This is a genomic window from Desulfomicrobium escambiense DSM 10707, from assembly GCF_000428825.1.
GTDB classification, from domain to species: Bacteria; Desulfobacterota; Desulfovibrionia; order Desulfovibrionales; family Desulfomicrobiaceae; genus Desulfomicrobium; species Desulfomicrobium escambiense.
In genome coordinates, this window is record NZ_AUAR01000001.1 from 146,955 (window position 1) to 172,468 (window position 25,514).

At 66.0% G+C, this 25,514-nt stretch carries 23 protein-coding genes; 11 read left to right on the plus strand and 12 right to left on the minus strand.

Annotated features, from left to right (window positions below; genetic code table 11):
* The first annotated feature begins 48 nt into the window (after positions 1 to 48).
* The 8 genes from G394_RS0100655 (at position 49) to G394_RS0100690 (ending at position 9,067) form a co-directional block, all read left to right on the plus strand.
* Positions 49 to 639, plus strand: coding sequence for a CBS domain-containing protein (locus G394_RS0100655; RefSeq protein ID WP_028575999.1), 591 nt, complete (start codon positions 49 to 51; stop codon positions 637 to 639).
* A gap of 2 nt (positions 640 to 641) precedes the next feature.
* Complete coding sequence (locus G394_RS0100660; protein WP_028576000.1) at positions 642 to 1,178, plus strand: HPP family protein; 537 nt, start codon at positions 642 to 644, stop codon at positions 1,176 to 1,178.
* 112 nt (positions 1,179 to 1,290) lie between these two features.
* Positions 1,291 to 2,952 carry a hydroxylamine reductase gene (hcp, locus tag G394_RS0100665; protein WP_028576001.1) on the plus strand — a complete coding sequence of 554 codons (1,662 nt, stop codon included), beginning with the start codon at positions 1,291 to 1,293 and terminating at the stop codon, positions 2,950 to 2,952.
* A 160-nt stretch (positions 2,953 to 3,112) separates the two neighbouring features.
* Positions 3,113 to 4,450, plus strand: a complete 1,338-nt coding sequence (locus tag G394_RS0100670; protein ID WP_028576002.1) for a sigma-54-dependent transcriptional regulator — start codon at positions 3,113 to 3,115, stop codon at positions 4,448 to 4,450.
* A 158-nt stretch (positions 4,451 to 4,608) separates the two neighbouring features.
* Positions 4,609 to 6,441 (plus strand): sensor histidine kinase, encoded by a 1,833-nt coding sequence (locus G394_RS0100675; RefSeq protein WP_028576003.1) that lies wholly within the window; start codon positions 4,609 to 4,611, stop codon positions 6,439 to 6,441.
* A complete protein-coding gene (locus tag G394_RS0100680) occupies positions 6,442 to 7,026 on the plus strand; it encodes a hypothetical protein (RefSeq protein WP_028576004.1) in 585 nt (194 codons plus the stop codon). It abuts the gene before it with no gap.
* Positions 7,023 to 8,393: a TrkH family potassium uptake protein gene (locus tag G394_RS0100685; protein ID WP_028576005.1), complete on the plus strand. Its 1,371-nt coding sequence runs from the start codon at positions 7,023 to 7,025 to the stop codon at positions 8,391 to 8,393. The genes G394_RS0100680 and G394_RS0100685 overlap by 4 nt, the downstream gene beginning before the upstream one ends.
* Positions 8,394 to 8,410: 17 nt before the next feature.
* Positions 8,411 to 9,067 (plus strand): potassium channel family protein, encoded by a 657-nt coding sequence (locus tag G394_RS0100690; RefSeq protein WP_028576006.1) that lies wholly within the window; start codon positions 8,411 to 8,413, stop codon positions 9,065 to 9,067.
* A 23-nt stretch (positions 9,068 to 9,090) separates the two neighbouring features.
* On the opposite strand, the gene G394_RS0100695 is transcribed toward G394_RS0100690, so the two are convergent.
* The 3 genes from G394_RS0100695 to G394_RS19870 all read right to left on the minus strand — a co-directional run bounded on the left by G394_RS0100695 (position 9,091) and on the right by G394_RS19870 (position 14,579).
* Complete coding sequence (locus tag G394_RS0100695) at positions 9,091 to 9,585, minus strand: acyl-CoA thioesterase (protein WP_245578233.1); 495 nt, start codon at positions 9,583 to 9,585, stop codon at positions 9,091 to 9,093.
* Between the two features lie 81 nt (positions 9,586 to 9,666).
* A complete protein-coding gene (locus tag G394_RS19865; protein WP_051306841.1) occupies positions 9,667 to 11,961 on the minus strand; it encodes a bacteriohemerythrin in 2,295 nt (764 codons plus the stop codon).
* A gap of 122 nt (positions 11,962 to 12,083) precedes the next feature.
* Positions 12,084 to 14,579, minus strand: a complete 2,496-nt coding sequence (locus tag G394_RS19870) for a PAS domain S-box protein (RefSeq protein ID WP_051306842.1) — start codon at positions 14,577 to 14,579, stop codon at positions 12,084 to 12,086.
* 304 nt (positions 14,580 to 14,883) lie between these two features.
* Here G394_RS19870 and G394_RS0100715 point away from each other — a divergent pair, with 304 nt between their 5' ends.
* From G394_RS0100715 to G394_RS21705, 3 genes are read left to right on the plus strand one after another with little or no spacing between them, the layout of a single operon-like run.
* Complete coding sequence (locus tag G394_RS0100715) at positions 14,884 to 15,501, plus strand: YeeE/YedE thiosulfate transporter family protein (protein ID WP_084435162.1); 618 nt, start codon at positions 14,884 to 14,886, stop codon at positions 15,499 to 15,501.
* The gene (locus G394_RS0100720; protein WP_028576009.1) at positions 15,501 to 16,031 is read left to right on the plus strand and encodes a YeeE/YedE thiosulfate transporter family protein; all 531 of its coding nucleotides are present in this window, start codon (positions 15,501 to 15,503) and stop codon (positions 16,029 to 16,031) included. The genes G394_RS0100715 and G394_RS0100720 overlap by 1 nt, the downstream gene beginning before the upstream one ends.
* Positions 16,032 to 16,065: 34 nt before the next feature.
* Positions 16,066 to 16,188, plus strand: coding sequence for a hypothetical protein (locus tag G394_RS21705; RefSeq protein ID WP_281168250.1), 123 nt, complete (start codon positions 16,066 to 16,068; stop codon positions 16,186 to 16,188).
* Between the two features lie 23 nt (positions 16,189 to 16,211).
* On the opposite strand, the gene G394_RS0100730 is transcribed toward G394_RS21705, so the two are convergent.
* The 9 genes from G394_RS0100730 to G394_RS0100770 are packed head-to-tail and all read right to left on the minus strand — an operon-like array spanning position 16,212 to position 25,509.
* The gene (locus G394_RS0100730) at positions 16,212 to 17,231 is read right to left on the minus strand and encodes a molybdopterin-binding protein (protein WP_028576010.1); all 1,020 of its coding nucleotides are present in this window, start codon (positions 17,229 to 17,231) and stop codon (positions 16,212 to 16,214) included.
* Between the two features lie 14 nt (positions 17,232 to 17,245).
* On the minus strand, positions 17,246 to 17,860 hold the full coding sequence (locus G394_RS17380; protein WP_051306843.1) for a nucleotidyltransferase family protein: 615 nt from the start codon (positions 17,858 to 17,860) through the stop codon (positions 17,246 to 17,248).
* Positions 17,857 to 18,627: a selenium cofactor biosynthesis protein YqeC gene (gene yqeC / locus G394_RS17385; protein WP_051306844.1), complete on the minus strand. Its 771-nt coding sequence runs from the start codon at positions 18,625 to 18,627 to the stop codon at positions 17,857 to 17,859. The genes G394_RS17380 and yqeC overlap by 4 nt, the downstream gene beginning before the upstream one ends.
* Before the next feature lie 2 nt (positions 18,628 to 18,629).
* Positions 18,630 to 19,430 carry a selenium-dependent molybdenum cofactor biosynthesis protein YqeB gene (gene yqeB / locus G394_RS0100745; protein ID WP_028576011.1) on the minus strand — a complete coding sequence of 267 codons (801 nt, stop codon included), beginning with the start codon at positions 19,428 to 19,430 and terminating at the stop codon, positions 18,630 to 18,632.
* 51 nt (positions 19,431 to 19,481) lie between these two features.
* On the minus strand, positions 19,482 to 20,879 hold the full coding sequence (gltA, locus tag G394_RS0100750) for an NADPH-dependent glutamate synthase (RefSeq protein ID WP_028576012.1): 1,398 nt from the start codon (positions 20,877 to 20,879) through the stop codon (positions 19,482 to 19,484).
* The gene (locus tag G394_RS0100755) at positions 20,876 to 21,715 is read right to left on the minus strand and encodes a sulfide/dihydroorotate dehydrogenase-like FAD/NAD-binding protein (RefSeq protein ID WP_028576013.1); all 840 of its coding nucleotides are present in this window, start codon (positions 21,713 to 21,715) and stop codon (positions 20,876 to 20,878) included. The genes gltA and G394_RS0100755 overlap by 4 nt, the downstream gene beginning before the upstream one ends.
* 10 nt (positions 21,716 to 21,725) lie before the next feature.
* The gene (locus tag G394_RS17390) at positions 21,726 to 22,622 is read right to left on the minus strand and encodes a SphA family protein (RefSeq protein WP_051306845.1); all 897 of its coding nucleotides are present in this window, start codon (positions 22,620 to 22,622) and stop codon (positions 21,726 to 21,728) included.
* Between the two features lie 53 nt (positions 22,623 to 22,675).
* Positions 22,676 to 25,015: a xanthine dehydrogenase family protein molybdopterin-binding subunit gene (locus tag G394_RS0100765; protein WP_028576014.1), complete on the minus strand. Its 2,340-nt coding sequence runs from the start codon at positions 25,013 to 25,015 to the stop codon at positions 22,676 to 22,678.
* A complete protein-coding gene (locus tag G394_RS0100770) occupies positions 25,012 to 25,509 on the minus strand; it encodes a (2Fe-2S)-binding protein (protein ID WP_028576015.1) in 498 nt (165 codons plus the stop codon). The genes G394_RS0100765 and G394_RS0100770 overlap by 4 nt, the downstream gene beginning before the upstream one ends.
* Positions 25,510 to 25,514 lie beyond the last annotated feature (5 nt).

Genomic DNA, 25,514 nt, shown 5'->3' on the forward strand with positions numbered 1-25,514 from the left:
CCCGGGTGGCGGGACCGCCTGGGAGGAACGTAATCGAAGGAGAAATGTATGGCCGATCAATGTGGACTTATGGATTTGACTGAAGAGGATGTTTTGGACGCCATGCGTTCCATGCAGGGTTACGTGGACATCACGCCCGGAACCTTTCGGGAGATATACGAGCTGGCGTACGACCTGGCCCTGAAGCGCGTCCGGGCCCTGGGCAGGGCGGACGAGATCATGTCCTCGCCCGTGCACTGTCTGGAGAAGGGCATGAAGGCCCCGGAAGCGGCCGCGCGCATGGCCAGCCTTGGCGTCAGCGGCGCGCCCGTGCTCGACGGCCAGGGGCGGGTCTGCGGCGTGGTTTCGGAAAAGGATTTCCTGCGCCGGATGGGGCTGCCAGGCACGGCCACCTTCATGGCCGTGGTCTCCACCTGCCTGAACACGCCGGGCTGCATGGTCGCGGACCTGCGCGGGCTCCTCGTGGACGACCTCATGACCAGCCCGCCCGTGGTCGCCTCCCGCGAGACGCCGGTGTCCGAGATATCGGAACTGTTCGCCAGGCATTCCATCAACCGTCTGCCCATCTGCGACGGCGACGGCCGCCCCGAGGGCATCGTGACCCGGACCGACCTCGTCGGCGCCATGTGCGGGAGGTAGGCGTGGAATACTTCAGAAAAATGCGCGGCACGACCCAAAGCCCGCCGCGGGTCGGGAATGCCGAGGTGGTCTGGTCCTGGGTCGGGGCCTTTCTGGGCATCGCCCTGGTGGGGCTCATCGGCGCGGCCTTCGTCGACAGGCTGGGCCAGGGCCTCCTGATCGGCTCCTTCGGCGCCACGGCCGTCCTCGTCTACGGCGCCGTGCGCAGCCCCCTGGCCCAGCCGAGAAATGTGCTCGGGGGGCATGTCATCTCCGCCCTGATCGGTGTGTGCGCATTCCAGCTCTTCGGGGACGCCGTCTGGCTGGCCGCGGCCGTGGCGGTCTCCACGGCCATCGCGGCCATGCACGTGACCAAGACCCTGCACCCGCCCGGAGGGGCTACGGCGCTCATTGCCGTCATCGGCGGCGACTCGGTGCACGGCCTGGGCTATATGTACGCCCTCGTGCCCGTGGGCTTCGGGGCGGCGGTGCTCCTGGCCGTGGCCGTGCTCGTCAACAACATCCCCAAAAGCCGGCGCTACCCCGAGTTCTGGTTCTAGCTGCCGAGCGGCATCGTTGCGGCAAAAACGGCTGGAATATTCCTGTAGGCCATGGTACGAGGGGGGGCATTTTCGTCGATGTCACCGGCAACCTGAAAAAAGGAGGAAAACCATGTTCTGTTTTCAGTGTCAGGAAACGGCCAAGAATACCGGCTGCACCATCAAGGGCGTGTGCGGAAAACCGGAGGAGACGGCCAACCTGCAAGATCTTCTGATTTTCGTGCTGCGCGGCATCGCCGTGTACGGGGAACGCCTGAAAGAACTGGGGCAGCCCGACCGCTCCAATGACGACTTCGTCCTGCAGGGCCTCTTTGCCACCATCACCAACGCCAACTGGGACGACGCGCGCTTCACGGCCATGATCCAGGAGGGCCTGGCCCGCCGCGACAAGCTCAGAAGCGCCTTCCTGGCCGCCTACAAGGCCAAGAACGGCAAGGACTTCAGTGAACCCCTGCCCGAGGCCGCCACGTGGAGCGCGCCTTCGTCGGCCTTTGCCGAAAAGGCCAAAACCGTCGGCATCATGGCCACGGAGAACGAGGATGTGCGCTCTCTGCGCGAGTTCCTGATCATCGGCCTGAAGGGCATCGCCGCCTACGCCGAGCACGCCGCGGTGCTGGGCTTCCGCAAGGCCGAGATCGACGACTTCATGCTGGAGGCCCTGGCCTCGACCACCAAGAACCTGTCCGTGGACGAGATGGTCGGCCTGGTCATGAAGGCCGGACAGGTGGCGGTCACGACCATGGCCCTGCTGGACGAGGCCAATACGAGCACCTACGGCCACCCCGAGATCACCCATGTCAATATCGGCGTGGGCGCGAACCCGGGCATCCTCATCAGCGGCCATGACTTGAAGGACATGGAGGAACTGCTCAAGCAGACCGATGGCACGGGCGTGGACGTCTACACCCACGGCGAGATGCTCCCGGCCAACTACTACCCGGCCTTCAAGAAGTTCAAGCACTTCATCGGCAACTACGGAGGGTCCTGGTGGCACCAGAACCCCGAGTTCGAGGCCTTCAATGGTCCCATCCTGCTGACCACCAACTGCCTGGTGCCGCTGAAGAAGGAAAACACGTACCTCGGCCGCCTCTACACCACGGGCGTGGTCGGCTACGAGGGCGCCACGCACATCCCGGACCGCCCGGCCGGCGGGGCCAAGGACTTCTCAGGCCTTATCGCCCAGGCCAAGAAATGCGCGCCGCCCACGGAACTGGAAAAGGGCACCATCGTCGGCGGCTTCGCCCACCATCAGGTCATGGCCCTGGCCGACAAGGTGGTGGAGGCCGTCAAGTCCGGCGCCATCAAGCGCTTCGTGGTCATGGCCGGCTGCGACGGCCGCCAGAAGTCCCGCGAGTACTTCACCCAGGTGGCGGAGGCCCTGCCCAAGGATACAGTCATCCTTACGGCCGGGTGCGCCAAGTACCGCTACAACAAGCTGAACCTCGGCGACATCGGCGGCATCCCGCGCGTGCTGGACGCCGGCCAGTGCAACGATTCCTACTCCCTGGCCGTCATTGCCCTGAAGCTCAAGGAGGTCTTCGGCCTGGACGACATCAACAAGCTGCCCGTGTCCTACGACATCGCCTGGTACGAGCAGAAGGCCGTGGCCGTGCTCCTGGCCCTGCTGTTCCTCGGCGTGAAGGGCATCCGCCTCGGGCCCACGCTGCCGGGCTTCCTGTCCCCGAACGTGGCCAAGGTCGTCATCGAGAAGTTCGACCTCAAGCCCACCGGCACGGTGCAGGACGACATCGCGGCCATGATGGCCGGGAAATAGGAAAAGGGGGGCTTCGGTCCCCCTAGTTCATGCCGTTTCGCCGGAGCCCTCTCGTTGCCGGTCTTTCCGTAACGTCCCGATATTGTCTTGGCGGGCGGAAGCCTCTGAGGTAGGAAGTTCAACGCAGCCGGTGCATCGTTCAGGGCTGCCGGAAAACCTCATGGACATCCTCAAGATCCTCATCGTCGACGACGAAACCAACATCCGCAAGACCCTGGCCTACTGCCTGGCCGCCGAGGGGCACACGGTCGTGGCCGTGAGCAACCCGGCCGACGCCATGGAAGAGAGCCGCAGGCTCGTCTTCGACATGGCCTTTCTCGACCTCAAGCTCGGGGAGGAGAGCGGCATGGACCTCATCCCCGCTCTGCTGGCCGACTCGCCCTGGATCAAGATCGTGGTCATCACGGCCTTCGCCTCCATCGAGAGCGTGGTCGAGGCCATGCGCCGCGGCGCGACGGACTATCTCTCCAAGCCCTTCTCGCCCGACCAGGTCAAGCTCGCGGCTGGGCGCATCGCCCGCATCCGTGAGCTGGAGATCCAGATCGCGGCCCTCAAGGAAAACATGCAACGTCTGGGCCCCGAGGACAGGCTGCAGAGCGCCAACGTCGGCATGCAGCGGGTCATGGAGTTGGCCAGGAAAGCGGCGCCCTCCGACGCCATCGTCCTGCTGCAGGGCGAGAGCGGCACGGGCAAGACCGTCTTCGCCCGGGCCATCCACGCCTGGAGCTCCAGGGCGGCAAAGCCCATGGCCGTGGTCGCCTGTCCGGCCATCCCCTCGGAGCTGCTGGAGAGCGAACTCTTCGGCCACGCCAAGGGCGCCTTCACCGGGGCCATGCGCGACAATCCGGGGCGCATCGCGGCCTGCGAGGGGGGCACCCTGTTCCTGGACGAGGTCGGCGACCTGGCCCCCGGCGTGCAGGCCAAGCTGCTGCGCTTCATCCAGGACAAGGAGTACGAGCGCCTGGGCGAGTCCGCGTCGCGCAAGGCCGACGTGCGCATCATCGCCGCGACCAACGTCGACCTGCAGAAGCGCGTGGCCGAGGGCCGCTTCCGCGAGGACCTCTTCTACCGCCTCAACGTTATCAGCCTGACCGTTCCGCCTCTGCGCAGCCGCCCCGAGGACATCCTGCCCCTGGCCATGGATTTCCTGGCCTACTTCGGCCGCGCCAACCGCAAGCGCATCCTGGGTTTCACCGACGAGGCGCAGCTCGCCCTGGCCAGCCACCCCTGGCCCGGCAACGTCCGCGAACTGCGCAACGCCGTGGAGCGGGGCGTGATCCTGAGCTGCGGCGAGATGATCGGCAGGGCCGATCTGCCGGACAGCGTCGTCCCCGCCGACACCGCCCCGAAGATCGGCGATCCCGTCCCCCTGGCGGCCATCGAGGAACTGCACATCCGCAGGGTCCTGGCCGCTTCGGCCTCCCTGCAGGCCGCCGCCGACGCACTGGGCATCGACCAGGCCACCCTGTGGCGTAGGCGCAAGGCCTACGGCATCTGATTTTTCCTTTTCGGCCTTGCATAATGCAAGGTTCCAAATCCCCGCATCACGCAAACTGCAATACCGTTCCCCGGTTCTTTCTTTCAACTCTTTGAAATATATAAAAATATGTTTGGCCTGGCCCTTGCTTTCGTAGGGCCAGGCGCGGAGGGCAACGCATGACGCTCAAAAAAAAGATTCTGCTCGGCTACGGCCTTTCCTTCGCCTTCATGGGCCTCGTCGTCATTCTGGCCGTGGTCAACCTGATTTCCCTGGGCAGGGCCACCGAGGCCATCCTGAGCGAGAACTACCGCAGCATCCTGGCCGCGGAGAACATGGTCGACACCATCGAGCGCCAGGACAGCGCCATCCTTCTGATGCTCCTGGGGCAGGGCGGCGGTGCGGAACTCTTTCGCAGCAACGAGGCGGCGTTTCTCGAATGGCTGGCCAAGGCCAGGGACAATGTCACCGTCGGCGGTGAGGGAGAGCTGCTGCAAGGCATCGAGCGCGACTACGCGGCCTACCGCAGGGCCTTCGAAGTTCTGGCGGCAACGCTCCCCGATCACGGCGCGTCCGAGGCGGCGGGCTACCTGCGCGACGTCTCGCCGCTGTTCACGCGGGTCCGGGACGCCTGCGTCAGGCTGCGCCTCCTCAACGAGGAGGCCATGTACGGCGCAAGCCTCAGGGCGGGCGAGGTCGCGCGCAGCGCCATCTGGTCCACGTCCCTCGTGGCCGCGGTGTCCCTGGGCGTGGCCCTGGTGTTCAGCATGGTCCTGGCGGACCGCATCGTGCGGCCCATCAGCCGGTTCATGGAGGCCTCGCGGCATATTTCGGACGGGGACTACGCGGTGCAGGTCCCGGTCGGTGGGTCCGACGAGCTGAGCCATCTGGCCGGCGAGTTCAACCGCATGGCGACCCAGGTGGGGCGTTACCATGCCATGAACATCGAGCAGATCATCGCGGAGAAGGACAAGAGCGAGGCCGTGCTGGCCAGCATCGAGGATTCGCTCGTGATTTTCGACACGCAGCTGCGGGTCACGGGCATCAACCCGGCGGCGCGGCGTCTCTTCGGGACGGATTTCGCCGGACCCGGCGACGTGCATTGCGCCGACATCGTCCCGGACGCCAGGGTCTGCGACCTCGTCCGGGCCACGGTGCGCACGGGGCAGCCGCCGGCCATGCCGGACGAGGAGCGCATTCTGGTCTTCAAGGGCGAAGGCCGCGCCGCGCACCACCTCTTCTCCGTGACGGCCATCGGCAGCGGGAAGAACCTGTCCGGGGCGGTTCTGCTGCTGCGGGACATCACCCGGCTGAAGCAGGTCGAGCAGCTCAAGAACGACTTCGTCATGGCGGCGTCCCATGAACTGCGTACGCCCCTGACGAGCATCGGCATGAGTGTGGACCTGCTCCTCGAACATGCCGCGGGCAGCCTGACCGAGAAGGACCGGGAACTGCTGGTCGCGGCACACGAGGAGGTGGGGCGCATGAAGTCGCTGGTCAGCGACCTGCTGGACCTGTCCAGGATCGAGGCCGGCAGGATCGAGATGGAGTTCGAGCCGGTGCCGGTGGAGACGCTCTTTTCGCACGTGCAGTCGGTCTTCAGGAGCCAGATGGACTTGAAGGACATTTCCTTCCTTCGGGAGATCGACGGGGATGAGCCGTCGGTCCGGGCCGATGCGAACAAGATCGCCTGGGTGCTCAGCAACCTGGTCTCCAACGCCCTGCGCTACGTCGGCCGGGGCGGGCGCATCGCGCTGCGGGCCAACGATGACGGGTCCTGGGTCCGCCTGGCCGTGGCCGACGACGGGCCGGGCATCCCGCAGGAGTACCAGTCCAGGATATTTCAGAAATTCGTGCAGGTCGGGGACAGGGAGAGCGAGGGCTCGGGCCTGGGGCTTGCGATCTGCAAGGAGATCGTGCGCGCCCATGGCGGCACGATCTGGGTCGAATCGGAACCGGGGAGGGGGAGCACGTTCGTCTTCACCTTGCCCAAGGTGTTCAGGGAGCCGTAAATGAAGTGCGCAAAAGCAAGTGTGTGTCCGGCGGTCCAGGGCGGGGAGCTGCTTCTCGTGGACCCGGACGGTGTCGTCGGGGGCGCTTCCCCGGAGGAATGCGTCTCCGGCACCATGCAGTGCCTGGAGCGGACGGCCGATGGATGCGTGTCCACGGTAGCCGTCGTGGCCGCCAGCAACGCGCAGGCCCGGAGGTTCGCGTTGCCGGATCTCGTCGGCTTGCTGAAACGTTCCGGCCGCGTCCGTAGCGTCGTGGCGGTCATGCCGCATCGGCACCGCGTGCTGCTGGAGAGCTTCCGCCGCAACGGAACCGATTTCATCGCCGTCATGAATTTCAGGAGGCTGGACGCTGCCGGGATCAAGGAGGCGGTCCTGCACCTCGGCGCCGCGGACAGCCCCGAACGCCAGCTGGCGCTGGTCTGCCCCTTCCTGAACTACTGCGCCGTCGACGAGCGAACCGAAATGGCCGTGTGCGGCGCATACCGCAACAGGATGGTCCTCGGGCCGCAGCGCCTGCAGGCGTGGTGCGAGATGGCGGCCCATGCGCACTGCGAACAGTTTCTCCATCCCAGGCGCTGCGCATGACCTTCCGTTCCCGCATGCTGAAGATGCATCCCGCGGCTCTCGTCCTGGCGAGTTTCCTGGCCGTCATTCTCATCGGCAGCCTGCTGCTCATGCTGCCCGCCGCGACCTTTGCCGGCCGCATCGCCGCCGTGGACGCCCTGTTCACCGCAACCTCGGCCGTGTGTGTCACGGGCCTGACCGTGGCCGACACCGCGACCACCTTCACCCTGTTCGGCCAGGCCGTCATCCTCGGCCTCATCCAGGTGGGGGGGCTTGGCCTCATGACCATATCCGTGGCCCTCTTCAACTGGCTCGGACGCAGTGTCTCCATCCGGCACAGGCTGGTCATGCAGGATGTCTTCACCCACACCCCGCGCGAGGACATTGCCAGCCTCGTCAGGAGCGTCATCCTGTTCACGCTCGGCGTGGAAGCCGTCGGGGCCGTCCTGCTCACCCTGCATTGGCTTGTGGAGTATCCGTTCGGGAAGGCGTTGTATTTTGGCGTCTTTCATTCCATCTCAGCGTTCTGCAACGCCGGGTTCGCTCTTTTTCCCGACAGCCTGGTGCGCTACAACGGAAGCCTGCTTCTGAACTTCGCCGTCTGCGCCCTCATCGTCATCGGCGGCATCGGCTTCCCCGTATTGTACGACCTCCAAGCCTGGGCGACCGGCCGCAAGGGGTCCAGGGGTCGTTTGGCGCTGCAGACCAAGGTCGTGCTCTGGACGACGCTCATCCTCATCACGGGAGGCTCCGTGATGTTCTATCTGCTCGAAATGCACGGCTCGCTGCCGGACGGGCCCCCGGCGCAGAAGTTCCTGGCACCGGTCTTCCAGTCCATCACCTGCAGGACCGCCGGCTTCAACACCGTGGACATCGGCGCCCTGCAGGACGCAACCCTGACTTTCATGCTTTTCCTCATGTTTTTTGGTGCGTCCCCGGGATCGTGCGGCGGCGGCGTCAAGACGACGACGCTGGCCCTGCTGGCCGCCTTCACCATCTGCCGCGTCCGCAAAAGCCCGCGCGTCAACATGTTCCGCAAGAGCGTTCCGAACGAGACCGTGACCCGCAGCGTATCCCTCGTCCTGGTTTCCCTGAGCATCATCGGACTGGCCGTGTTCCTGCTCCTGGCCGGGGACGCGGTGGGCGAGAGCGCCCTGGCCACGCCTCACGGGTCGTTTTTGTCCTACATGTTCGAGACCGTGTCGGCCTTCGGCACCGTGGGGCTGTCCATGGGGATCACGCCGTCCCTGACGGTATGGGGCAAGCTGGTCATCACCTGCATGATGTTCATCGGGCGGGTCGGCGTGCTGACCTTCACCTACATCGTCGTGGGCGCGGGCCCGGCCAGGGGCGTCGAGTATTCCGAAGAAAACCTGATGATCGGATAGAAAAGAGGTCTGAAGATATGAAACGTTTTGCGGTGATAGGCCTTGGCAACTTCGGTTTTCACGCCGCCAAGGCGCTCTACGAGGATGGCAACGAGGTGCTGGCCATCGACTCGGACCGGGCCAGGGTCCAATCCATCGACCCCCATTGCTCGGAGGCCATGGTCCTCGACGCGACGGACAAGGAGGCGGTCAAGTCCCTGGGCCTGGAGGAGACGGACGGGGTCATCGTCTCCACGGGGACCAAGATCAGCAACAGCATCCTCATCTGTCTGTACCTGCAGGAGGCCGGGGTGAAGAAGATCCTGGCCAAGGCCATCGACGACGACCACGCCAAGATCCTCCGGCGCATGGGTGCCACCGAGATCATCCATCCCGAACGGGACATGGCCATCCGCGTGTCCCGCAATCTCTCCCGGCCCAACGTGCTCGATTTCATCCCGCTGGCGGAGGAGTTCGACATGATCCAGGTCGGCGCCCCCCGGGAGTTCATCGGCAAGTCCCTCATCCAGCTGAACCTCCGTGCGAGGTACAACGTGCACGTCATCGCCATCAAAGAACTCGTGCCCGAGAACTTCGTCCTCGTCCCGCCCGCGGACTACGTCATCAAGGACAGCGACATCCTCGTCATGCTCGGCAAGTCCGCGGACATCCGCCGGATCAAGGAACTCAAGTAGCCCGGCGGCATGCGCCCATTCGGCTAGTCCCGCTTGAAGAAGAGCGGGTTGTCCGGAACCTTGCGCGGGCGGCGGTTCTCGTCCACGGCCACGTAGCGGAACAGGCCTTCCGTCACCAGCTGGCGTTCGGCCTCGTAGGCCCCGACGAGCTGCCGGGCCCAGACTTCCAGCTTGATGTCCATGGAGGAGGTCCCCACGCGCTGGAGCTCCGCGTAGATGCAGACGGTGTCGCCGACCTTGACCGGCTTGTCGAAGGACATCTTCTCCACGCTGACGGTCACTGTCCGGCCCTTGGCGATTTCCGAGGCCATGAGCCCACCGGCCACGTCCATCTGGGCCAGCATCCAGCCGCCGAAGATGTCGCCGTTGGGGTTGGTGTCCTTGGGCATGGCCAGGGTGCGCAGGACCAGCAGCCCCTTGGGCTGGCGTCCTGGTCTGTCGGGCTCTGACATGGGCTCTCCTCGCGGTGCGGCCACGGCCCGGACGGGCGCGGCCGGGTTGGGGTTGCGTTCCGGCATTTTTCATCCCTAGCAGCAACACCATCCCGTTGTCGAATCGCGGGGGGCCGCTTCGGGGCCGGGCGACGGGAAGCCGCCGGCTCAGGTCCAGGTCCCTGCCGGTTCCCGCAGGCCGCGCAGGAACGCGCCGAGCGCCTTGTCCTGCTTCAGGATGTGTTCCAGGAGCCATGTCGTGAAAAAGTCGCTCAGGAACGCAGCGTCCCTGCCGCCCATCTCCAGGCCGAAGTGGCGCAGCTCCCGCACCAGCTGTTCGTGTTCGGCGTCATGTTCCCTGCGGTTCGGGTAGTCGTGCTGCAGCATGAGCCTCAGCTCGGTGGCGAAATGGTATTCGGTGTACGCCAGGAGCACCTTGAAAAGGCTCTCCACCACCAGGCCATCCCCGACCTGCAGGGTGGAGCACAATCTGTTGACCAGCGAGACCAATTCCGCGTGCTGCTCGTCGATCTCCCCCACGCCCACGACATGCTTTTCGCTCAGCCTGACGCCGGTTTCGGGCTGTTCTGCCTCTCCGGCGAAGGCGAAGCCGTTTCGGCCCTTCTTTTTGCTCAGGTACATGGCCATGTCCGCGGCCATGAGCAGGCTGTCCATGTCGGCGCCATGCTCGGGATAGAGGCTGATGCCGATGCTGGCGCCGACCGAGCACGTCAGCGTGTCGGACAGGGGAATCTCGGGGGTCACCGCGCTCAGGATCTTCCGCGTCACGAGTTCGGCCCCGTCCTGGCCCTCGATCTCGCTGAGGATGACCACGAACTCGTCGCCGCCCATTCTGGCGACGGTGTCGGTGGCCCGCACGGTTTCCACGAGCTTGCCGGCGATGGTCTTCAGGACCGTGTCGCCCGCGTCGTGGCCGTGCTCGTCGTTGACCTTCTTGAACCCGTCCAGGTCGAGGAAGAGGATGCCCAGACGCTTCTGGTTGCGTTTGGCGACGGACAGGGCCTGGGACAGGCGGTCGAAGAAGAGCGATCGGTTGGGGAGCCCCGTCAGGCGGTCATGGTAGGCCAGTTCATGCAGATGCCGCTCCGTCTCCTTGCGCTCGGTGATGTCGTGGGCCGCGGCGTAGACTAGGCCGTCGCGGCCTGCCGCGGACCATTCGAGGCAACGGTAGGACCCGTCCCTGTGCCGGAATCTGGCCACGAAGTCGGAAATGGTCTTGCCGGCGGCGATGTCGGCCAGGGTATCGAAAACCGCTTGCGTGTCGTCGGGGTGGAAGAGGTCGACGCAATGTTGACCTTCCAGTTCCCCGGCAGCGTACCCCATGCCCTTTTCCCAGGCCGGGTTGAGTTTCTGGCAGACGCCTTGGAGGTCGGCGATGACGAGCAGGTTCGGGGAAATGGAAAAGAAGCTTTCGAGTTCCGTCCGGACCGACTGCAGTTCGATGCCCATGCGTTCGGAACGGAGGCGCGTCGTGCGGCGCCAGCGCTGCGAGCTGAAGAGGGCTGCTGCCCCGGCCAGGGAGACGGAGCAGAAGAGGACGATGGAGACGCGAACATTATGGCGCCAATACAGGAACACGGTGTGCGTGTCCCTGCCGACGCCCAGGACCAGCGGCGGACTCAGCTTGAGGCTCGGCGACTGCACCGTGCGCAGGATGAGCAGGGACTCTTCCTGCGCGGCATAGCTTTTCCCCTCGAACAGGGCGGATTCGAGTCCGCTCTCGAGGTGACGCGTGAAAAATGTGCCCGGGATGGCCAGGTTCGAGCCGACGAGTCCCGGCCTTTCGGGCACCCAGAGGAGGATCGTGCCCGAGCCGTGGACCAGCCTGGCCCATGAATTGGGAGCGTACAGCACCGCGGTCATGATGGCCCGGAAGAACTCCGGGTCGACGGCGGCCGTGACCAGGCCGGCAAAGGAGCCGTCCGGCGCGATGAGGCATTTCGTGATGTTGACGGTCAGGTCGCCGACGGTGCTGTTGAAGGGGCGGCTGACGTAGAGGGCATCGTCGGCAGGTCGGTCGCGGGGAGTCGTGAAGTATTCCTGTGCCGCCGCGTTCTGGCCTGCGTGCTCATCGAGGTTGGACGCGAGGATTGCGCCCGACGCGTCGATGATGTCCAGGGAGCGGACGCTGGTCATGGCCGTGGCCAGGATCTTGAGCCTGGCTGCGGTCGAAAGGGCCGCCGAGCTGTCACGAAGGCGTTGCGTGAGCGCGGGAGGGGGGAATGCGTCCCGGAGGTTGCCGAGGGTCGCGCCGATCTTTCCGAGCTGGGTCTCGACCATGTACTCGCTGACCGAGGCCACGGCCGTCAGGCGTTCCTGTTCCCGAGCCTTGATGGCGGCGTATTCACGCTGATTCTCGTATGTCAGGACGGCAGCCAGGATGCAGGCGCAGACCGCGAAGGTCGTCCATTCTGTGCGGAATGTATCCGGCTTGCCGGACATGGCTTGCCTCCCGTCACATCGTCACCAGTTACACGTTCCTGCCGTGATGGGTAACAGACTCCCTGCGGCGTGTCACCCCGGATGAGCAAACCTGCCGGGTGCGGGCGCGGGAGGACGCTTCGTCAGGGCCGGCGGCAGGCTCTGGCGATGGCCGCCTCCAGGGCGCCGATTCCTGCCGGCTTGCCGACATAGTCGTCCATGCCATGGGACATGAATCTCTCGCGGTCCCCGGCCATGGCGTAGGCGGTCAGCGCGATGATGGGGACCGGGGCCCTGCCGGTCCGGGTTTCCGTCTCCCTGATCAGCCTGACGGCTTCGGTCCCGCCCATGAGCGGCATCTGGATGTCCATGAGGATCAGGTCGAAGTCGGCATTTTCCCAGAAGTCGAACGCCTGGCGGCCATTGGTCGCCAGTACGACAGCGTGGCCCGCCTTTTCCAGGATGCGCCGCATGTAGAGCTGGTTGGACGGATCGTCCTCGGCCACCAGGATGCGCAGGCCAGGGCGCGTTTCCCCGGTCCGAAACCCGGCACGCATATCCCTCTGGGCGCCTGCATGCAGTTCGAAGGGCAAAACCACATGCATCGAGGTGCCCATGCCCGGCTCGCTTTCGATGAAGATGTTCCCGTCCATGAGTTCCACCAGGCGCTTGACGATGGCCAGGCCCAGGCCTGCGCCCTGGTATCTGCGCGTGTAGGATCCCTCCACCTGGACGAAGGGCTTGAACAGCTCGCCGAACTTGTCGGCGGGGATGCCGATGCCCGTGTCGTGCACGGAAAAGAGAACGCGCAGCGCATCTGCCCGCGGCGAGGCCAGAGGCGTCATCTCCAGGGTGATGGAGCCCGAATCCGTGAACTTGAGGGAGTTGCCCACCAGGTTGAAGAGGACCTGTCGCACGCGGGCGGCGTCGCCCACGAGGCGCTGCGGCAGGTCGGGATGCAGGGCGCAGGACAGGGGCAGACTCTTTTCCCGGGCCGCGAGGCTGAAGAGGTCGGACACGGATTCGGCCAGCTCCGCCGGACTGAACGTTTCGCGCACGATTTCGACCTTGCCGGCCTCGATCTTCGAAATGTCGAGGATGTCCGAGAGCAGCCGGGTCAGCCGGTCCGAGGAACGCAGGGCCATGGACACGAACTCGTCCTGTTCCTCGTCGAGCTGCGTGGATTGCAGGAGCTGCATCATGCCCATGACGCCGTTGAGGGGCGTGCGCAGCTCGTGGCTCATGTTGGCCAGGAACTCGGATTTGGCGCGATTGGCGGCTTCGGCCTCCTCCTTGGCGCGCAGCAGGCTCGCTTCGACGGCCTTCTGGTGGGTGATGTCCAGGGCACAGACCAGGACCAGCGGCGCGCTTTGCACTTCCAGGTAGTCCGCGCTGAGCAGCAGGCAGCGGTCCTCGCCTCCGGACTCGCCGTGCAGCAGCCAGAATTCCACGTTCTGTCTGCTCTGCCGGTCGGCGAAGGTGTCCCGGATGACGCCGCTCATGGCGCACATCGGGCAGGCCTGGCCGAATCCGCAGCCCAGCGATGACGCGTCGTGGTTCGGGCAGCCCAGCACTTCGCCGCAGCGCAGGCCCAGGATGTCCTCCTCGCTGCGGCCGATGAACTCCAGAGCCGCCCGGTTGAGCTTGCGGACCCGCGTCTCTTCATCGAACAGCACCATGACAACCGGGGCGCTCTTGTGCACGGCCGAAAGCTCGGTCAGGGTCGACCGCAGGTCGTTTTCGGCCTGTTTGCGGGCCGTGATGTCGCGGTTGCAGCCGCGCCTGCCGAGGTATTTGCCGTCGGCGTCATAGATAGCCTTGCAGACGTGGCTGATCCAGACGACTTCACCGGCGGGCTTGATGATGCGGAATTCCATCTCCCTGTGGGCCGGGCGCAGCGCGTCTGCCTCGTCGAGGTGGGACAGCCAGCGCTGCCGGTCGTCGGGATGGATGACGGAGCGGATATGCAGGCCGAAGTCGCCAAGAAACACATCCGGGGCCAGGCCCGTGATCTCGCGCGAGGCCGGGGAAACCCAGAGGTACTTGCCGTCCGGGCCCCGCCAGTATTCCCAGTCGTGGGTGTTGTCGGCGATGACGCGCAGGCGCTGCTCGCTCTCCCTGAGCGCGCTTTCGGCCAGTTTGCGCCCAGTGACGTCCTCGCGGATGAGGATGCCGCCGCAGGCCCTGCCCGCGTCATGCAGGGGGATGCCCCTGACGCTTTGCCAGGCCGACCCGCCGGCGGAGAGGCGCGGGATGAAGACGCTCTCCAGGGCCAGGGGCTGGCCTTGGATCAACCCTTCGAGTTCGTCCCGCAGACCGGCGGAAACCAAGCCGGGCAGTTCCGTCAGATGGAGGCCGAGAAAGAATTTCTGGCCGAGTCGACCCCTAGCGAAGGTTTCCAGATGGAACCGGTTGACGAAGGTCACGCGTCCGTCGCGGTCATAGGTCATGATGGACAGGGGGAGGTTGTCCACCATGGATTGGTAGACGGCCGCATTCGACCCGCCCGCGTCCCGGACAGGGCCGGGCCGCGACTGCAGGCTCAGGAGCAGACTTTCCAGCTCCGCGATGCGCGCACGTGCAGCGATGAGATCCTGCTTAAGGCGGGAAGAGGGGGGCGGCGCGGATGAATCGTGCATGGTTCCGGGGCTGCGGTTGTTTGGGGGCCGGAAGGCGCCGGTCCTGCCCGGATGCCTGCCGGGGCGGTTTTCGGTATAATCAATGTGACAGATGGCGGGGGCTGTGGTCAAGGGCGGGGAGAAGCTGATGGGGGGCGAGATGGACCCTATGGACGAGATGGACCCTATGGACGAAATGGACCAAATGGACGAGATGGACCAAATGGACCACGCATGAACCCGTCCATACTGTCCATTTCGTCCATAAGGTCCATGCAGCTCCCTCCCCCATTTTTGGGGCTCCACTTTTTCCCTATTCTCAAGTATGGTTTTCTTGAATCGGCATGCGCGGCGTCCGGCGGCGCAGGGTTTTGGCTCTCAATCTTTTCAGGAGGGAACGCGAATGCAATCAAACAGGAACGACGGAGGCTGGAGCCCGTATCTGGCCGGGGCTTTGGTGGGCGTGCTGGCCATTCTTTCGGCCTATGCCACCACGGTCTGGCTGGGCAAGACGACCTATCTCGGCGCCTCGACGACCTTCGTGCGCGGGGCGGGCATCATTGAGAAGCAGGTCGTGCCGGAACGCGTGGAGGCCAACGAATATTTCACCAAGGAAAAGGTCAAGGTCGACTGGCAGTTCATGCTGGTGCTGGGCATCTTCGCCGGCGCGTTCATCGCGGCGTCCACGGACAAAAGCTTCAAGCTCGAAGGCGTGCCCCCGGTCTGGAAGGAGCGCTTCGGCCCGTCCGTGGGCAAGCGGGCCGCGGCCGCCTTTCTCGGCGGCATCGTGGCCATGTTCGGGGCGCGCATGGCCGACGGCTGCCCGAGCGGGCACGGTCTGAGCGGCATGATGCAGCTTTCGGTCAGCGCCTTCGTGGCCCTGGCCATGTTCTTTGGGGTCGGCATCGTCGTGGCGGCAATGGTCTACGGGAGGAGGAAGTGATGGACACTGCGCAGATCATGGGACTGGTCACCGGCATCCTGTTCGGGTTCCTGTTGCAGAAGGGGCGCGTGCTGCGCTTCGAGAAGCAGGTCGGGGCCATGCTCCTCAAGGACATGACCATCCTCAAGTTCATGCTCTCGGCCATCATCGTCGGCATGGTCGGCGTGGCTCTGTTGTCGGATGCGGGAGTGATCGCCCTCAGTCACAAGCCCATGAACGTCGGCGCCATCCTGGTCGGCGGCGCCCTGTTCGGAGCAGGCTGGGCGGTCATGGGCTTCTGCCCGGGGACGTCCGTGGGCGCCCTGGGCGAGGGCCGCTGGCACGCCGCCTTCGGCATCGCCGGCATGATCGCCGGCGCGGCCCTCTACGCGGAACTCTACCCGCTGATGAAGGCCACGGTCCTGTCCTGGGCCGACCTGGGCAAGATCGGCCTGCCCGAAACCCTGGGCGTGTCGCCCTGGGTGGTCATCATCGTCTTCATCGCCGTGGCCCTGGGGCTTTTCCGCTGGTTCGAGAGCAGGGGGCTGTGAGGGGAGAGGCGGCAGGGCCGTGGACGAGATGGGCGTGATGGACGGTATGGACGCTGCCTGGGGAGAGCTTCGTAATGGCCAGTTCTGCCGAGAGATCCTGGGCAGCCACCAGGTCCATGACGTCCATCTCGTCCATCACGTCCATCTCGTCCATTGAGCCCTTCCTCCCCCCAGTCCCTTTCATTTCCCGAAGCCGCAGGCCGGGTAGCGGCACGTCCCGCAGTTTTCGCACAGGCCGCCGTGGCCCAGGGCCACGATGTCGCGGCGCGTGAGGCGTTCGCCCGCCAGGATGCGGGGCACCACCAGATCGAAGATGCTGGCCTTGTAATACATGACGCAGCCGGGCAGACCCAGGATGGGCACATCGCCCAAGTAGGCCAGCATGAACATGGCGCCTGGATAGGTCGGCGCGCCGTAGGAGACAACCTCGGCCCCCGTGGCGCGGATGGCCGCGGGTGTCTGGTCGTCGGGGTCCACGCTCATGCCGCCGGTCACGGCGATGAAGTCCGCGCCCTGGCGGACCAGGGACGTGATGGCGTCGACGGTCAGGCCGACGATGTCGGACACGAAGACCTGGTCCACGACCTCGCTGCCCAGGTCGTCGAACTTGGCGCGCAGCAGGGGGCCGAAGCCATCCTTGATGCGGCCGTGGAAGATCTCGCTGCCCGTCGTCACCACGCCGACCTTGGCGCGCCGCAGCGGTTTGACCTCGATCAGGGGGGCGTGCTCGGCGCAGACCGCCTCGGCCGCGCGCATGAGTTCCTCGGGGACGACCAGCGGTATGACCCGCGTGCCGGCCAGAACGCGGCCGGGGCGCACGCGCTGGTGGCGGTGGATGGTGCTGAAGGTCACGTCTTCGATGGAATTGAGGCGCATGAGCCCGTCCACGTCGATGCACAGCAGGCCGTCCTCTTCGGCGGTCAGCGTGACCTTGCCCTCCTGGGGCTCGCTCAAGACGATGCCGCGTCCGGCCGCTGCCCGGGCCAGGCGGACGGCGGCCGTGTCCTCGTGCACAAAGCCGTCGGCCGGGTCGAAGACGTAGAGGTTGGCCTTGCCGATATCGAGCAGCACGGGGATGTCCTCCTCCCGCACCACGTGCCCGCGCCGGAAGGCCGGGCCCTTTTCGCCGCCCGGCACGATCCGGGTGATGTCATGGCAGAGCACTGTTCCGACAGCGTGTTCGACAGCGATCGTCTTCATGTCTTTCTCCTCGTTCAGGGTCTGTGAACATCGTGATCAGCCTGCCGACGCATGGCCAGCAGGGTCAGGTAGTCGTCCATGGTGTCCACGTCGCGAAACACGGCGGGGTCACCGATTTCGATCTGTCGCACATGCCGGGCGTTGTCGCGCAGCATGTATCGGGCGCCGACATCGCCCGTCAGCCCTTCCGCATCACGCATCAGCTCGCGGCCGATGATGGCGGGGTTGCCGGGACGGCCCTCGTGGACCGGCACGAGGGCCGGGGGGAGGGCGGCCAGAAAGCGCGCCACGAGAAGGTCGATGAGCGGGGCGCCGACCAGGGGCTGGTCCCCGAGAAGGAACATGACGCCGTCGGCATCCGGCCCGTGGGCGAGCCCTGCGCGAACCGACGTGCTCTGGCCGGAGGCGAAGTCGGGGTTCAGGACAACGTCGAGGCCGCGTGCGTCGATCCGTGGCAGGATCTCCGCATGGGCGTTGCCGAGGACCAGCGTCACGTGTGCGAGGGTCGAGGACCGGGCCGCATCGATGACGTGCTGCAGCAGCGGTCTGCCGTGGAAGGGCAGGAGCTGTTTGACCGCGCCCATGCGCCGTCCGAGCCCGGCGGCCAGGATCACGCCCCGCACGTTCATGTTCGGACCTCCAGGACGCACGGCGTGCGTCCGGCCGAGCCGATGCCGGCCCGACGGGGCAGGGCGCCGGCATCATGCAGCAGGTCCAGTATCGCGCGTCCGTGTTCGAGGGCCTGCGGGGCGTCGGCCTGGTTCAGCCAGAGCAATTTCGCGGCACCTTGGGGAGCGCCCTTGAACAACCCTTCGGGGTGGGCGCAGACACGGGCGACGGAAGCCGGGGTGACCGGGGCTCCGCAAGCAAGGCCGCTCAGTTTCGCGAAACACGCGCTCCGGCAGACGTGACGTTCGTCCAGGGGCGCGCCGACGCCCGTCAGTCCCACCACGGCCAGGACATGGGTGCTGCGGCCGGGGACGACAGGCTCGTGCGCGGCCGGCGCCTTGAGGGGCAGGCAGCGCGCTCCGTCGGCCTCGACCAGGATCCAGTCGAAGATTTCCGCGTCCGACAGTTTGTGGATGAAATCCGGCATGAGCCCCATGAGCTTGCCGTTCTCCATTGCCCAGGCGACGCAGACCGGACGACCCAGGGCCGCTGCGTCCCGGCATTCGTCGAGGAGCGCCTCGTTGTTCTCGGCCAGGATGAGACGGGCCTGCCGCGGCTCAGGGGGGAATATCCTCGTCGTGGTCGTGCAGGCTACCCGCAGTCCGCGTTCGGTCAGTTCCGCGGCCAGGCGGTACATGGCCGTGGTCTTGCCTCCCGCGCCGACGATGGCCAGCAGGCCCCGCTCGGGCAGGGCCAGGGCCTCGGTCATGGTTTCGGGCGCGGCCACACTCAATTGTACGCCCTCATGATGCACTCAAGCACCGCCCCGCCGATGGCGCGGCCCTTGTCGGAGATGGTGTGCAGGTAGGCCATGTCCCCGCGCGGGTCGATGTCCCCGAGCTTGAGGCCCTGGGGCACATGGCCGTTGGGGCGGATCTGTCCGCGCAGGAGCCCGGAGATCACGGCCGTGACGGGCGAGCCGTCGACCCGTCCCAGAATCTGCCCCTTGTTCACCAGGTCGCCGAGAGAGCAGTCCCAGACCAGCTTGCCCGGCACGGGCGCACGCAGGACGCGCTCTTTCGAGAATCCGCCGATGGTGCCGGGAATGCCCGTGTTGGGGGCCGCCATCCCTTCGGTGATGATGCGCCCCAGGTCGTGCCCGCGGTTGGTCTCGACGACGAGGTGCGCGTCCTGCCCGGCCTCGAAGCCCGGCCCCAGGCCGATGACCAGCGGCGCGTCGCGCACGCTCGTGCCCAGGTTGCGCTTGGCGATGATGGCGTCCACGAGCACGTCGGGCCGGATGGCATCCAGGCTCCGCCATTCGGGGTCCACCAGTATGGGGACGTCGCCTGCGGCCCAGGCCGCCTCGATCTGTTCCGGCCCGTCGATGCGCACGCCGCGCACGTCTTCGACCATGCAGGACCCGTCATGCACGGCCTCGCAGAAGCTGACCGTTCTCCGCACGGCCAGGGGGTGCTTCGTCTCCAGGATGACGATGCGGCGCATCCGCGCGTGATGCAGCCGCCAGACGATTGCCGAGGCCATTTCACCGCCGCTCTTGATGGCGATGACCCGTTCGTTCAGGTTCATGGCTCCTCCTCGTGATTTCGGGAACGGGGGAGGGTTGGCCTCCCCCGGTTGTCACCAGCCCCAGGTCAGGTATTCGTGGATGGAGTCGGCGGCCTTGCGGCCCGCGCCCATGGCCAGAATGACCGTGGCCGCGCCGGTCACGATGTCTCCGCCGGCCCAGACCCCTTTCTTGCCCGTCTTGCCCGTGTCCGCGTTGGCCGTGACGTAGCCCAACTTGTTCAGCGGCAGGTCCGGCGTGGAGCGGGTCAGCAGCGGGTTGGCCCCGGCGCCGATGGCCACGATGGCCAGGTCGCACTCGACGACGAACTCCGAACCCGGCACCTCCACCGGCCGCCTGCGCCCCGAGGCGTCGGGCTCGCCCAGTTCCATGCGGATGCACTCGATGCCCGTCAGGCGGCCCTTGTCGTCGCCCAGGTAGCGCACCGGGTTGCACAGCAGTTCGAAGTTGAGCCCCTCCTCCTCGGCGTGGTGGATCTCGGCCTTGCGGGCCGGCATCTCGTCGCGGGAGCGACGGTAGACCAGGCTGACCTTGTCCGCGCCCAGACGCATGGCCGTGCGCGCGCTGTCCATGGCCACGTTGCCGCCACCCAGAACTGCCACATGCTTGCCGCGCGGGATGGGCGTGTCCACTTCGGGGAAGAGGTAGGCCTTCATCAGGTTGGCCCGCGTCAGGTACTCGTTGGCCGAGAGCACGCCGACGAGGTTCTCGCCCGGGATGCGCATGAACTTGGGCAGGCCGGCGCCCACGCCCAGGTACACGGCGTCGAAGCCCTGCTCGAAGAGCTCTTCAACGCTCACGGTGCGGCCCACGACCACGTCGCACTCGAGCTTCACGCCCTGGGCCTGCAGGCAGGACACCTCGGCGGCGACGATGTCCTTGGGCAGCCGGAATTCCGGGATGCCGTAGACGAGCACGCCGCCGGGCTTGTGGAAGGCCTCGAAGAGGCTGACCTCATGGCCTTTGAGGATCAGGTCGCTGGCCACGGTCAGGCCCGACGGCCCCGAGCCGACCACGGCCACGCGCTTGCCCGTGGCCGCCTCGCGGGAGGGCAGTTCGCAGACGTGGTGCGTGCGTTCCCAGTCGGCGGCGAAGCGCTCCAGGTTGCCGATGGCCACGGCCTCGCCCTTGCGGCCGAGCAGACAGTTGCCCTCGCACTGGACCTCCTGGGGGCAGACCCGGCCGCACACGGCCGGCAGGCTGTTGCGCTCCCAGATCTTGCCGATGGCCTTGTCGAAGTCGCCGGCGGCCATGTGCTTGATGAAGCCCGGGATGTCGACATTGACGGGGCAGCCCTGCACGCAGGCCGGGCTCTTGCACTGCAGGCAGCGCGAGGCTTCGGCCACGGCCTGTTCCGGGGTGTAGCCCAAGGGCACTTCCTCGAAGTTGCGGGCCCGGACCAGGGGCGGCTGCTCGGGCATGGCCTGTCGCGGGGTCTTGGCGGTGCTCATGCGTTGCCTCCTTCTTCCCACTTGCAGCGCTCGTGGCTGCAGCGTTCCTGTTCGGTGTAGGCCCGCAGGCGCAGGATCAGCTCGTCGAAGTCGACCTGATGCCCGTCGAACTCCGGCCCGTCCACGCAGCCGAACTTCGTCTCCCCGCCCACGGTCACGCGGCAGCCGCCGCACATGCCCGTGCCGTCGATCATGATGGGGTTGAGGCTGACCATGGTCGGTACGCCGTAGTCCTTCGTCATGAGGGACACGAACTTCATCATCGGCACCGGCCCGATGGCCACGACCTGGTCCACGCCGCCGGCGTCGAGCTTCTCCTTCAGCACCTCGGTCACGAAGCCCTTGCGGCCGTAGGAGCCGTCGTCGGTGCAGACGTGCAGTTCGCTGGAGGCCCGGCCCATCTTCTCTTCGAGGATGAGCAGGTCCTTGTTGCGGGCGCCGATGATGGAGGTGACGGCGCAGCCGGCCTGCTTCATGCCGCGGGCGATGGGGTGCAGCACGGCTACGCCGGTGCCGCCGCCCACGCAGACCACGTTCCGGCCGGGCTCGATGTGTGTGGGCTGGCCCAGGGGGCCGATGACGTCCTGGTAGGCCTGGCCGACCTTCAGGCGCTTGAAGAGCTCCGTGCTCTTGCCCACGACCATATAGATGACCGTGACCGTGCCCTTTTCCGGGTCCGTCTCGGCCATGGTCAGGGGGATGCGCTCCCCGTTTTCGTTGGCCTTGAGAATGAGGAACTGCCCCGGCCTGGCCTTGGCCGCGATGCGCGGGGCCTCGATCTCGTTGAGGATGACCGTGCCGCCGGCCATCTCCTCGCGGTTGACTATGGTGAACATGACGTTGTCCTTAGAATGCTTTCATGATCATGAGGGTGGTCACGTTGCCCTGGGAGTTGACCTTGTTCTCGAACTCCCACAGCGAACGCAGGGACACGCCCAGGCCCCAGTCGGGCACGAAGACGCTGACTTCCGGTCCCACCGCGTAGGCCTCTTCGCGGTCGTCGGACGTGCCGGGGCCGCTGTCGTCCGTGACCTGCCAGCGGCAGTAGCCGGCCAGGCCCACGTCCCAGATCTTGGCCACGGTCTTGCCCAGGCCCCACTCGAAGTGGAAGTCGTTGCCGTAGGTCACGTCCGTGTCCTCCTGCTCCGAGTGGATCTCGTAGCGGGACAGGATGGAGGCCGACCAGGTCCGGGCCTCGTCGAAATAGAGGGTCGCGCCGGCCGTGAGCATGCCGGTCCAGAAGCCCTTGCCGGGGCTGGCCGGCTCGTCGGCGTCGAAGTCGCCCGTGGGTAGGTACACGCCTACGCCCAGGGCCGCGTCGTACCGGGGGCCGTGCCAGGCCAGGATGGCGGGCTCGATGAGGATGTCGCCCAGCCCGAACTCGTTATCGTCGAAGAACGTCATGCCGCCGGCCTTCATGGAGATGTCGGTGTAGACCAGGGGCACGCAGATGTCGGCCACGACGTTGGCGCCGAGAATCTCGATGCCCGAGGAGTACACGAGGCGGTTGACCAGGGCGTAGACGTTCACGTCGAAGTCGGCGTCGATCTCGTCGCCGTGCTTGTCCCGCAGGTCGTCGGCCGTGTAGAAGAGATTGTACATGCGCCAGTAGACGCCCTGCGGCGGCAGTGTCGCGCCCTTGATGCCCTCGGCGCCGCTCACGTAATGCCCCGAACCGGCCAGGGCCGTCGATCCCGTCATCAGCAGGGCCGCCGTCATGGCGGCAAAGAGCAGTTTCTTCATATTGCCCCTCCAGGGGGAAGCGGCGCAAGGGGGTCGCCCCTGCGCCGTCGTGTTCATGAATTCAGGGCCTTGAATACGCGTTCCGGCGTCATCGGGATCTTTTTGAAGCGATAGCCCGTGGCGTTGGCCACGGCGTTGGCGATGGCCGAGGCCGGGCAGACCAGACTGCACTCGCCCGCGCCCTTGGCCCCGAACGGGCCCGTGGGGTCGTTGCCTTCGACGATGATGGAATGGATCTCGGGTATGTCCTCGGCCGTGGGCAGCATGTAGTTGTGCATGCTGTACTGCTGCTGGCGGCCCTTGTCGTTGTAGGTGATCTCCTCGCTCAGGGCGTAGCCGATGCCCTGGACGGCTCCGCCCTCGATCTGGCCCTCGACGATCATGGGGTTGATGGCCCGGCCCACGTCATGGGCGGCGGTCAGCTTGACGACCCTGACCTGGCCCGTGCGCGTGTCGACCTCGACCTCGGCGAAGCAGGCGTGCCACGGCGGGGCGTTTTCGGGCACGATGCGGCCGACGCCGATGAATTGCTTGTTGCGGACGTGGGCGTGGTAGGCCAGTTCCTCCATGGTCACGGAGTTGCCCTTGCCGTCTTTGACCTCTTCGAGCTGGCACAGGCCCGAGCCCGAGCATTCGTCGAGGCTGCCGGCCATGGGCGCGATGACGCCGTTTTTGATCTCCAGGCGTTCGGCCGCAATGTTGAAGTAGCCTGCAGCGTATTCCAGAATCTGCTTGCGGGCATCGGAGGCGGCGGCTTTGACGGCAGTGCCCGCTGCGTAACAGGTGCGGCTGGCGTGGCTGCCGATGTCGAAGGGTGTTCCCAGGGTGTCGCCGTACGTCAGGCCGACGTTGTCCATGTTCATGCCTAAGGTCTCGGACGCAATCTGCACGAGGCTGGTGCTCGTGCCCGTGCCGATGTCCGGAACGCCGGAAGCGACCTGGGCCGAGCCGTCGGACTGGATGGTCACATAGGCGTTGTCGTAGTCCACGCAGAAGGGCCAGGCGTTGCTGACGTGGGTGCCCACGGCCATGCCGAGGCCGCGCAGCTTGACCGCGCCGGGTTCATGGAGTTTGCCGCGGCGCGACCATCCGATGCTTTCGGCACCCTGGCGGATGCACTCGGGCAGTTCGGACGTGCCGCATGGATACGGGAGGCACCACGGGTCGCCGGGGCGCATGATGTTCTTCATGCGCAGTTCCATGGGGTCCATGCCGAGCTTTTCGGCCATCATGTCCACGGCCTGCTCCATGGCCAGGTTGCCCTGGGGGTTGCCGAAGCCGCGCATGGCGCCGGCGCTGGTGCAGTTCGTGTACACGCTGTGCCCGAAATAGCGCTGGTGCGGGATGCGGTAGATGGCCAGGGTCATGGCACCGCACACGCCGGGAAGTTCCGCCCCGAAGGTGCAGTAGGCCCCCGTATTGAAGACGGCCTTCAGGTCCAGCGCCTGGAACGTGCCGTCCTTCTTGGCGCCGAGCTTGACCGTGACATATCCGGCGTGGCGCGTGTCGGAAGCGATGAAGTCCTCCTTGCGGGTGTAGATCATCTTCACGGGCCGCTTGGCCAGCAGGGCCAGGCCCATGGCGATGGGCTCGGCCTTGCCGCTCAGGCCGATGCGCACGCCGAAGCCGCCACCCACGTAGGGAGGGGCCAAGACGCGGATCTTGCCGGCCGGGACGTCGAAGATCTTGCCGAGAATGGCCCTGGACGGGTGTGGGGTCTGGGTGGTGGACCAAACGGTCACGTTGCCGTCACCGTCGACCTGAGCCACGGCGGCCTGGGTCTCCATCTGGACCTGCTTGACCACAGGCAGTTCGAAGGTCTCCTCGATGATGATATCGGATTCGGCCAGCCCCTTCTCCACATCGTTGTAGGGAATCTTCACTATTTCGGCCGGGATGTTTCTGCCCTCGGGAGTGCAGCCCTTGCCGGCATGCAGTTCGGGCGCCTCGGGCTTCATGGCCTCCAGCGGATCGAAGACCGCAGGCAGGATTTCGTACTCGACCTTGATCAGGGACAGCGCCTTTTCCGCCACGGACTCGCTCGTGGCGGCCACGGCGGCCACCTCGTCACCGACGTGGCGGACGACCTCGTCGAAAAGCAGCTGGTCCAGCACGCGTTCAAGCTGCGGGATGGTCAGGAACATGGGCACGGCGGCGTTGAAGAGGTTCTTGGGGCCGTTCTTGTGGGTCATGATGGCCTTGACGCCGGGAAGCTTCTCGGCCTCGGAGGTGTCGATGGACACGATGCGGGCGTGGGGATGCGGGCTGCGCAGCACCTTGGCGAAGAGCATGCCCGGCAGGAAGATGTCCGTGGTGAAGAGGCCGCGGCCCGTGGTCTTGTCCACGCCGTCGCGCCGGCCGACGCTTTTTCCGACATATTCGAACTGACTCATAAGTCTCCTCCCTTGACGGCGGACGCCCGAAGTTGACGTGCGGCGTCCTCCACCGCTTCCTCGATTTTGACGTAGCCGGTGCAGCGGCAGATGTTTCCGCCCACGGCTTCCCTGATCTGCTCCTTGGAGGGGGACTTGTTCTTGTCCAGCAGGGCCTTGGCCGACATGATCATGCCCGGCGTGCAGAAGCCGCACTGCACGGCGCCCTTGTCGATGAAGCTCTGCTGCAGCGGGTGCAGGCCGCCCGGGCCCTCGACGCCCTCGATGGTCTGGATGTCCGCGCCCTGGGCGCGCATGGCCGGGATGAGGCAGGCGTTCATGGCCTTGCCGTTGAAGATGATGGTGCACGCGCCGCACTCGCCCTTGCCGCAGCCGCGCTTGGTGCCCGTGAGGTGCATTTTCTCGCGCAGCACGTCGAGGAGCATCTCCGCAGGGGAGACGGCCATCTCGACGACCTCGCCGTTCAGTCGGAATGAAATGATCTGGTTCGGCATGTTCT

Bases quoted from the DNA above. Each gene is read 5' to 3' on its own strand.
- G394_RS0100685 (WP_028576005.1), top strand. From the start codon at position 7,023: ATGACCTTCCGTTCCCGCATGCTGAAGATGCATCCCGCGGCTCTCGTC.
- G394_RS17390 (WP_051306845.1), bottom strand. From the start codon at position 22,622: ATGAAGAAACTGCTCTTTGCCGCCATGACGGCGGCCCTGCTGATGACG.
- G394_RS17380 (WP_051306843.1), bottom strand. From the start codon at position 17,860: ATGAACGTGCGGGGCGTGATCCTGGCCGCCGGGCTCGGACGGCGCATG.
- G394_RS0100770 (WP_028576015.1), bottom strand. From the start codon at position 25,509: ATGCCGAACCAGATCATTTCATTCCGACTGAACGGCGAGGTCGTCGAG.
- G394_RS0100680 (WP_028576004.1), top strand. From the start codon at position 6,442: ATGAAGTGCGCAAAAGCAAGTGTGTGTCCGGCGGTCCAGGGCGGGGAG.
- G394_RS0100675 (WP_028576003.1), top strand. From the start codon at position 4,609: ATGACGCTCAAAAAAAAGATTCTGCTCGGCTACGGCCTTTCCTTCGCC.
- gltA (WP_028576012.1), bottom strand. From the start codon at position 20,879: ATGAGCACCGCCAAGACCCCGCGACAGGCCATGCCCGAGCAGCCGCCC.
- G394_RS0100755 (WP_028576013.1), bottom strand. From the start codon at position 21,715: ATGTTCACCATAGTCAACCGCGAGGAGATGGCCGGCGGCACGGTCATC.
- hcp (WP_028576001.1), top strand. From the start codon at position 1,291: ATGTTCTGTTTTCAGTGTCAGGAAACGGCCAAGAATACCGGCTGCACC.
- G394_RS0100655 (WP_028575999.1), top strand. From the start codon at position 49: ATGGCCGATCAATGTGGACTTATGGATTTGACTGAAGAGGATGTTTTG.
- G394_RS0100765 (WP_028576014.1), bottom strand. From the start codon at position 25,015: ATGAGTCAGTTCGAATATGTCGGAAAAAGCGTCGGCCGGCGCGACGGC.
- G394_RS0100730 (WP_028576010.1), bottom strand. From the start codon at position 17,231: ATGAAGACGATCGCTGTCGAACACGCTGTCGGAACAGTGCTCTGCCAT.
- G394_RS19865 (WP_051306841.1), bottom strand. From the start codon at position 11,961: ATGTCCGGCAAGCCGGATACATTCCGCACAGAATGGACGACCTTCGCG.
- G394_RS0100670 (WP_028576002.1), top strand. From the start codon at position 3,113: ATGGACATCCTCAAGATCCTCATCGTCGACGACGAAACCAACATCCGC.
- G394_RS0100695 (WP_245578233.1), bottom strand. From the start codon at position 9,585: ATGCCGGAACGCAACCCCAACCCGGCCGCGCCCGTCCGGGCCGTGGCC.
- G394_RS0100715 (WP_084435162.1), top strand. From the start codon at position 14,884: ATGGTTTTCTTGAATCGGCATGCGCGGCGTCCGGCGGCGCAGGGTTTT.
- G394_RS0100720 (WP_028576009.1), top strand. From the start codon at position 15,501: ATGGACACTGCGCAGATCATGGGACTGGTCACCGGCATCCTGTTCGGG.
- G394_RS0100690 (WP_028576006.1), top strand. From the start codon at position 8,411: ATGAAACGTTTTGCGGTGATAGGCCTTGGCAACTTCGGTTTTCACGCC.
- G394_RS19870 (WP_051306842.1), bottom strand. From the start codon at position 14,579: ATGCACGATTCATCCGCGCCGCCCCCCTCTTCCCGCCTTAAGCAGGAT.
- yqeB (WP_028576011.1), bottom strand. From the start codon at position 19,430: ATGAACCTGAACGAACGGGTCATCGCCATCAAGAGCGGCGGTGAAATG.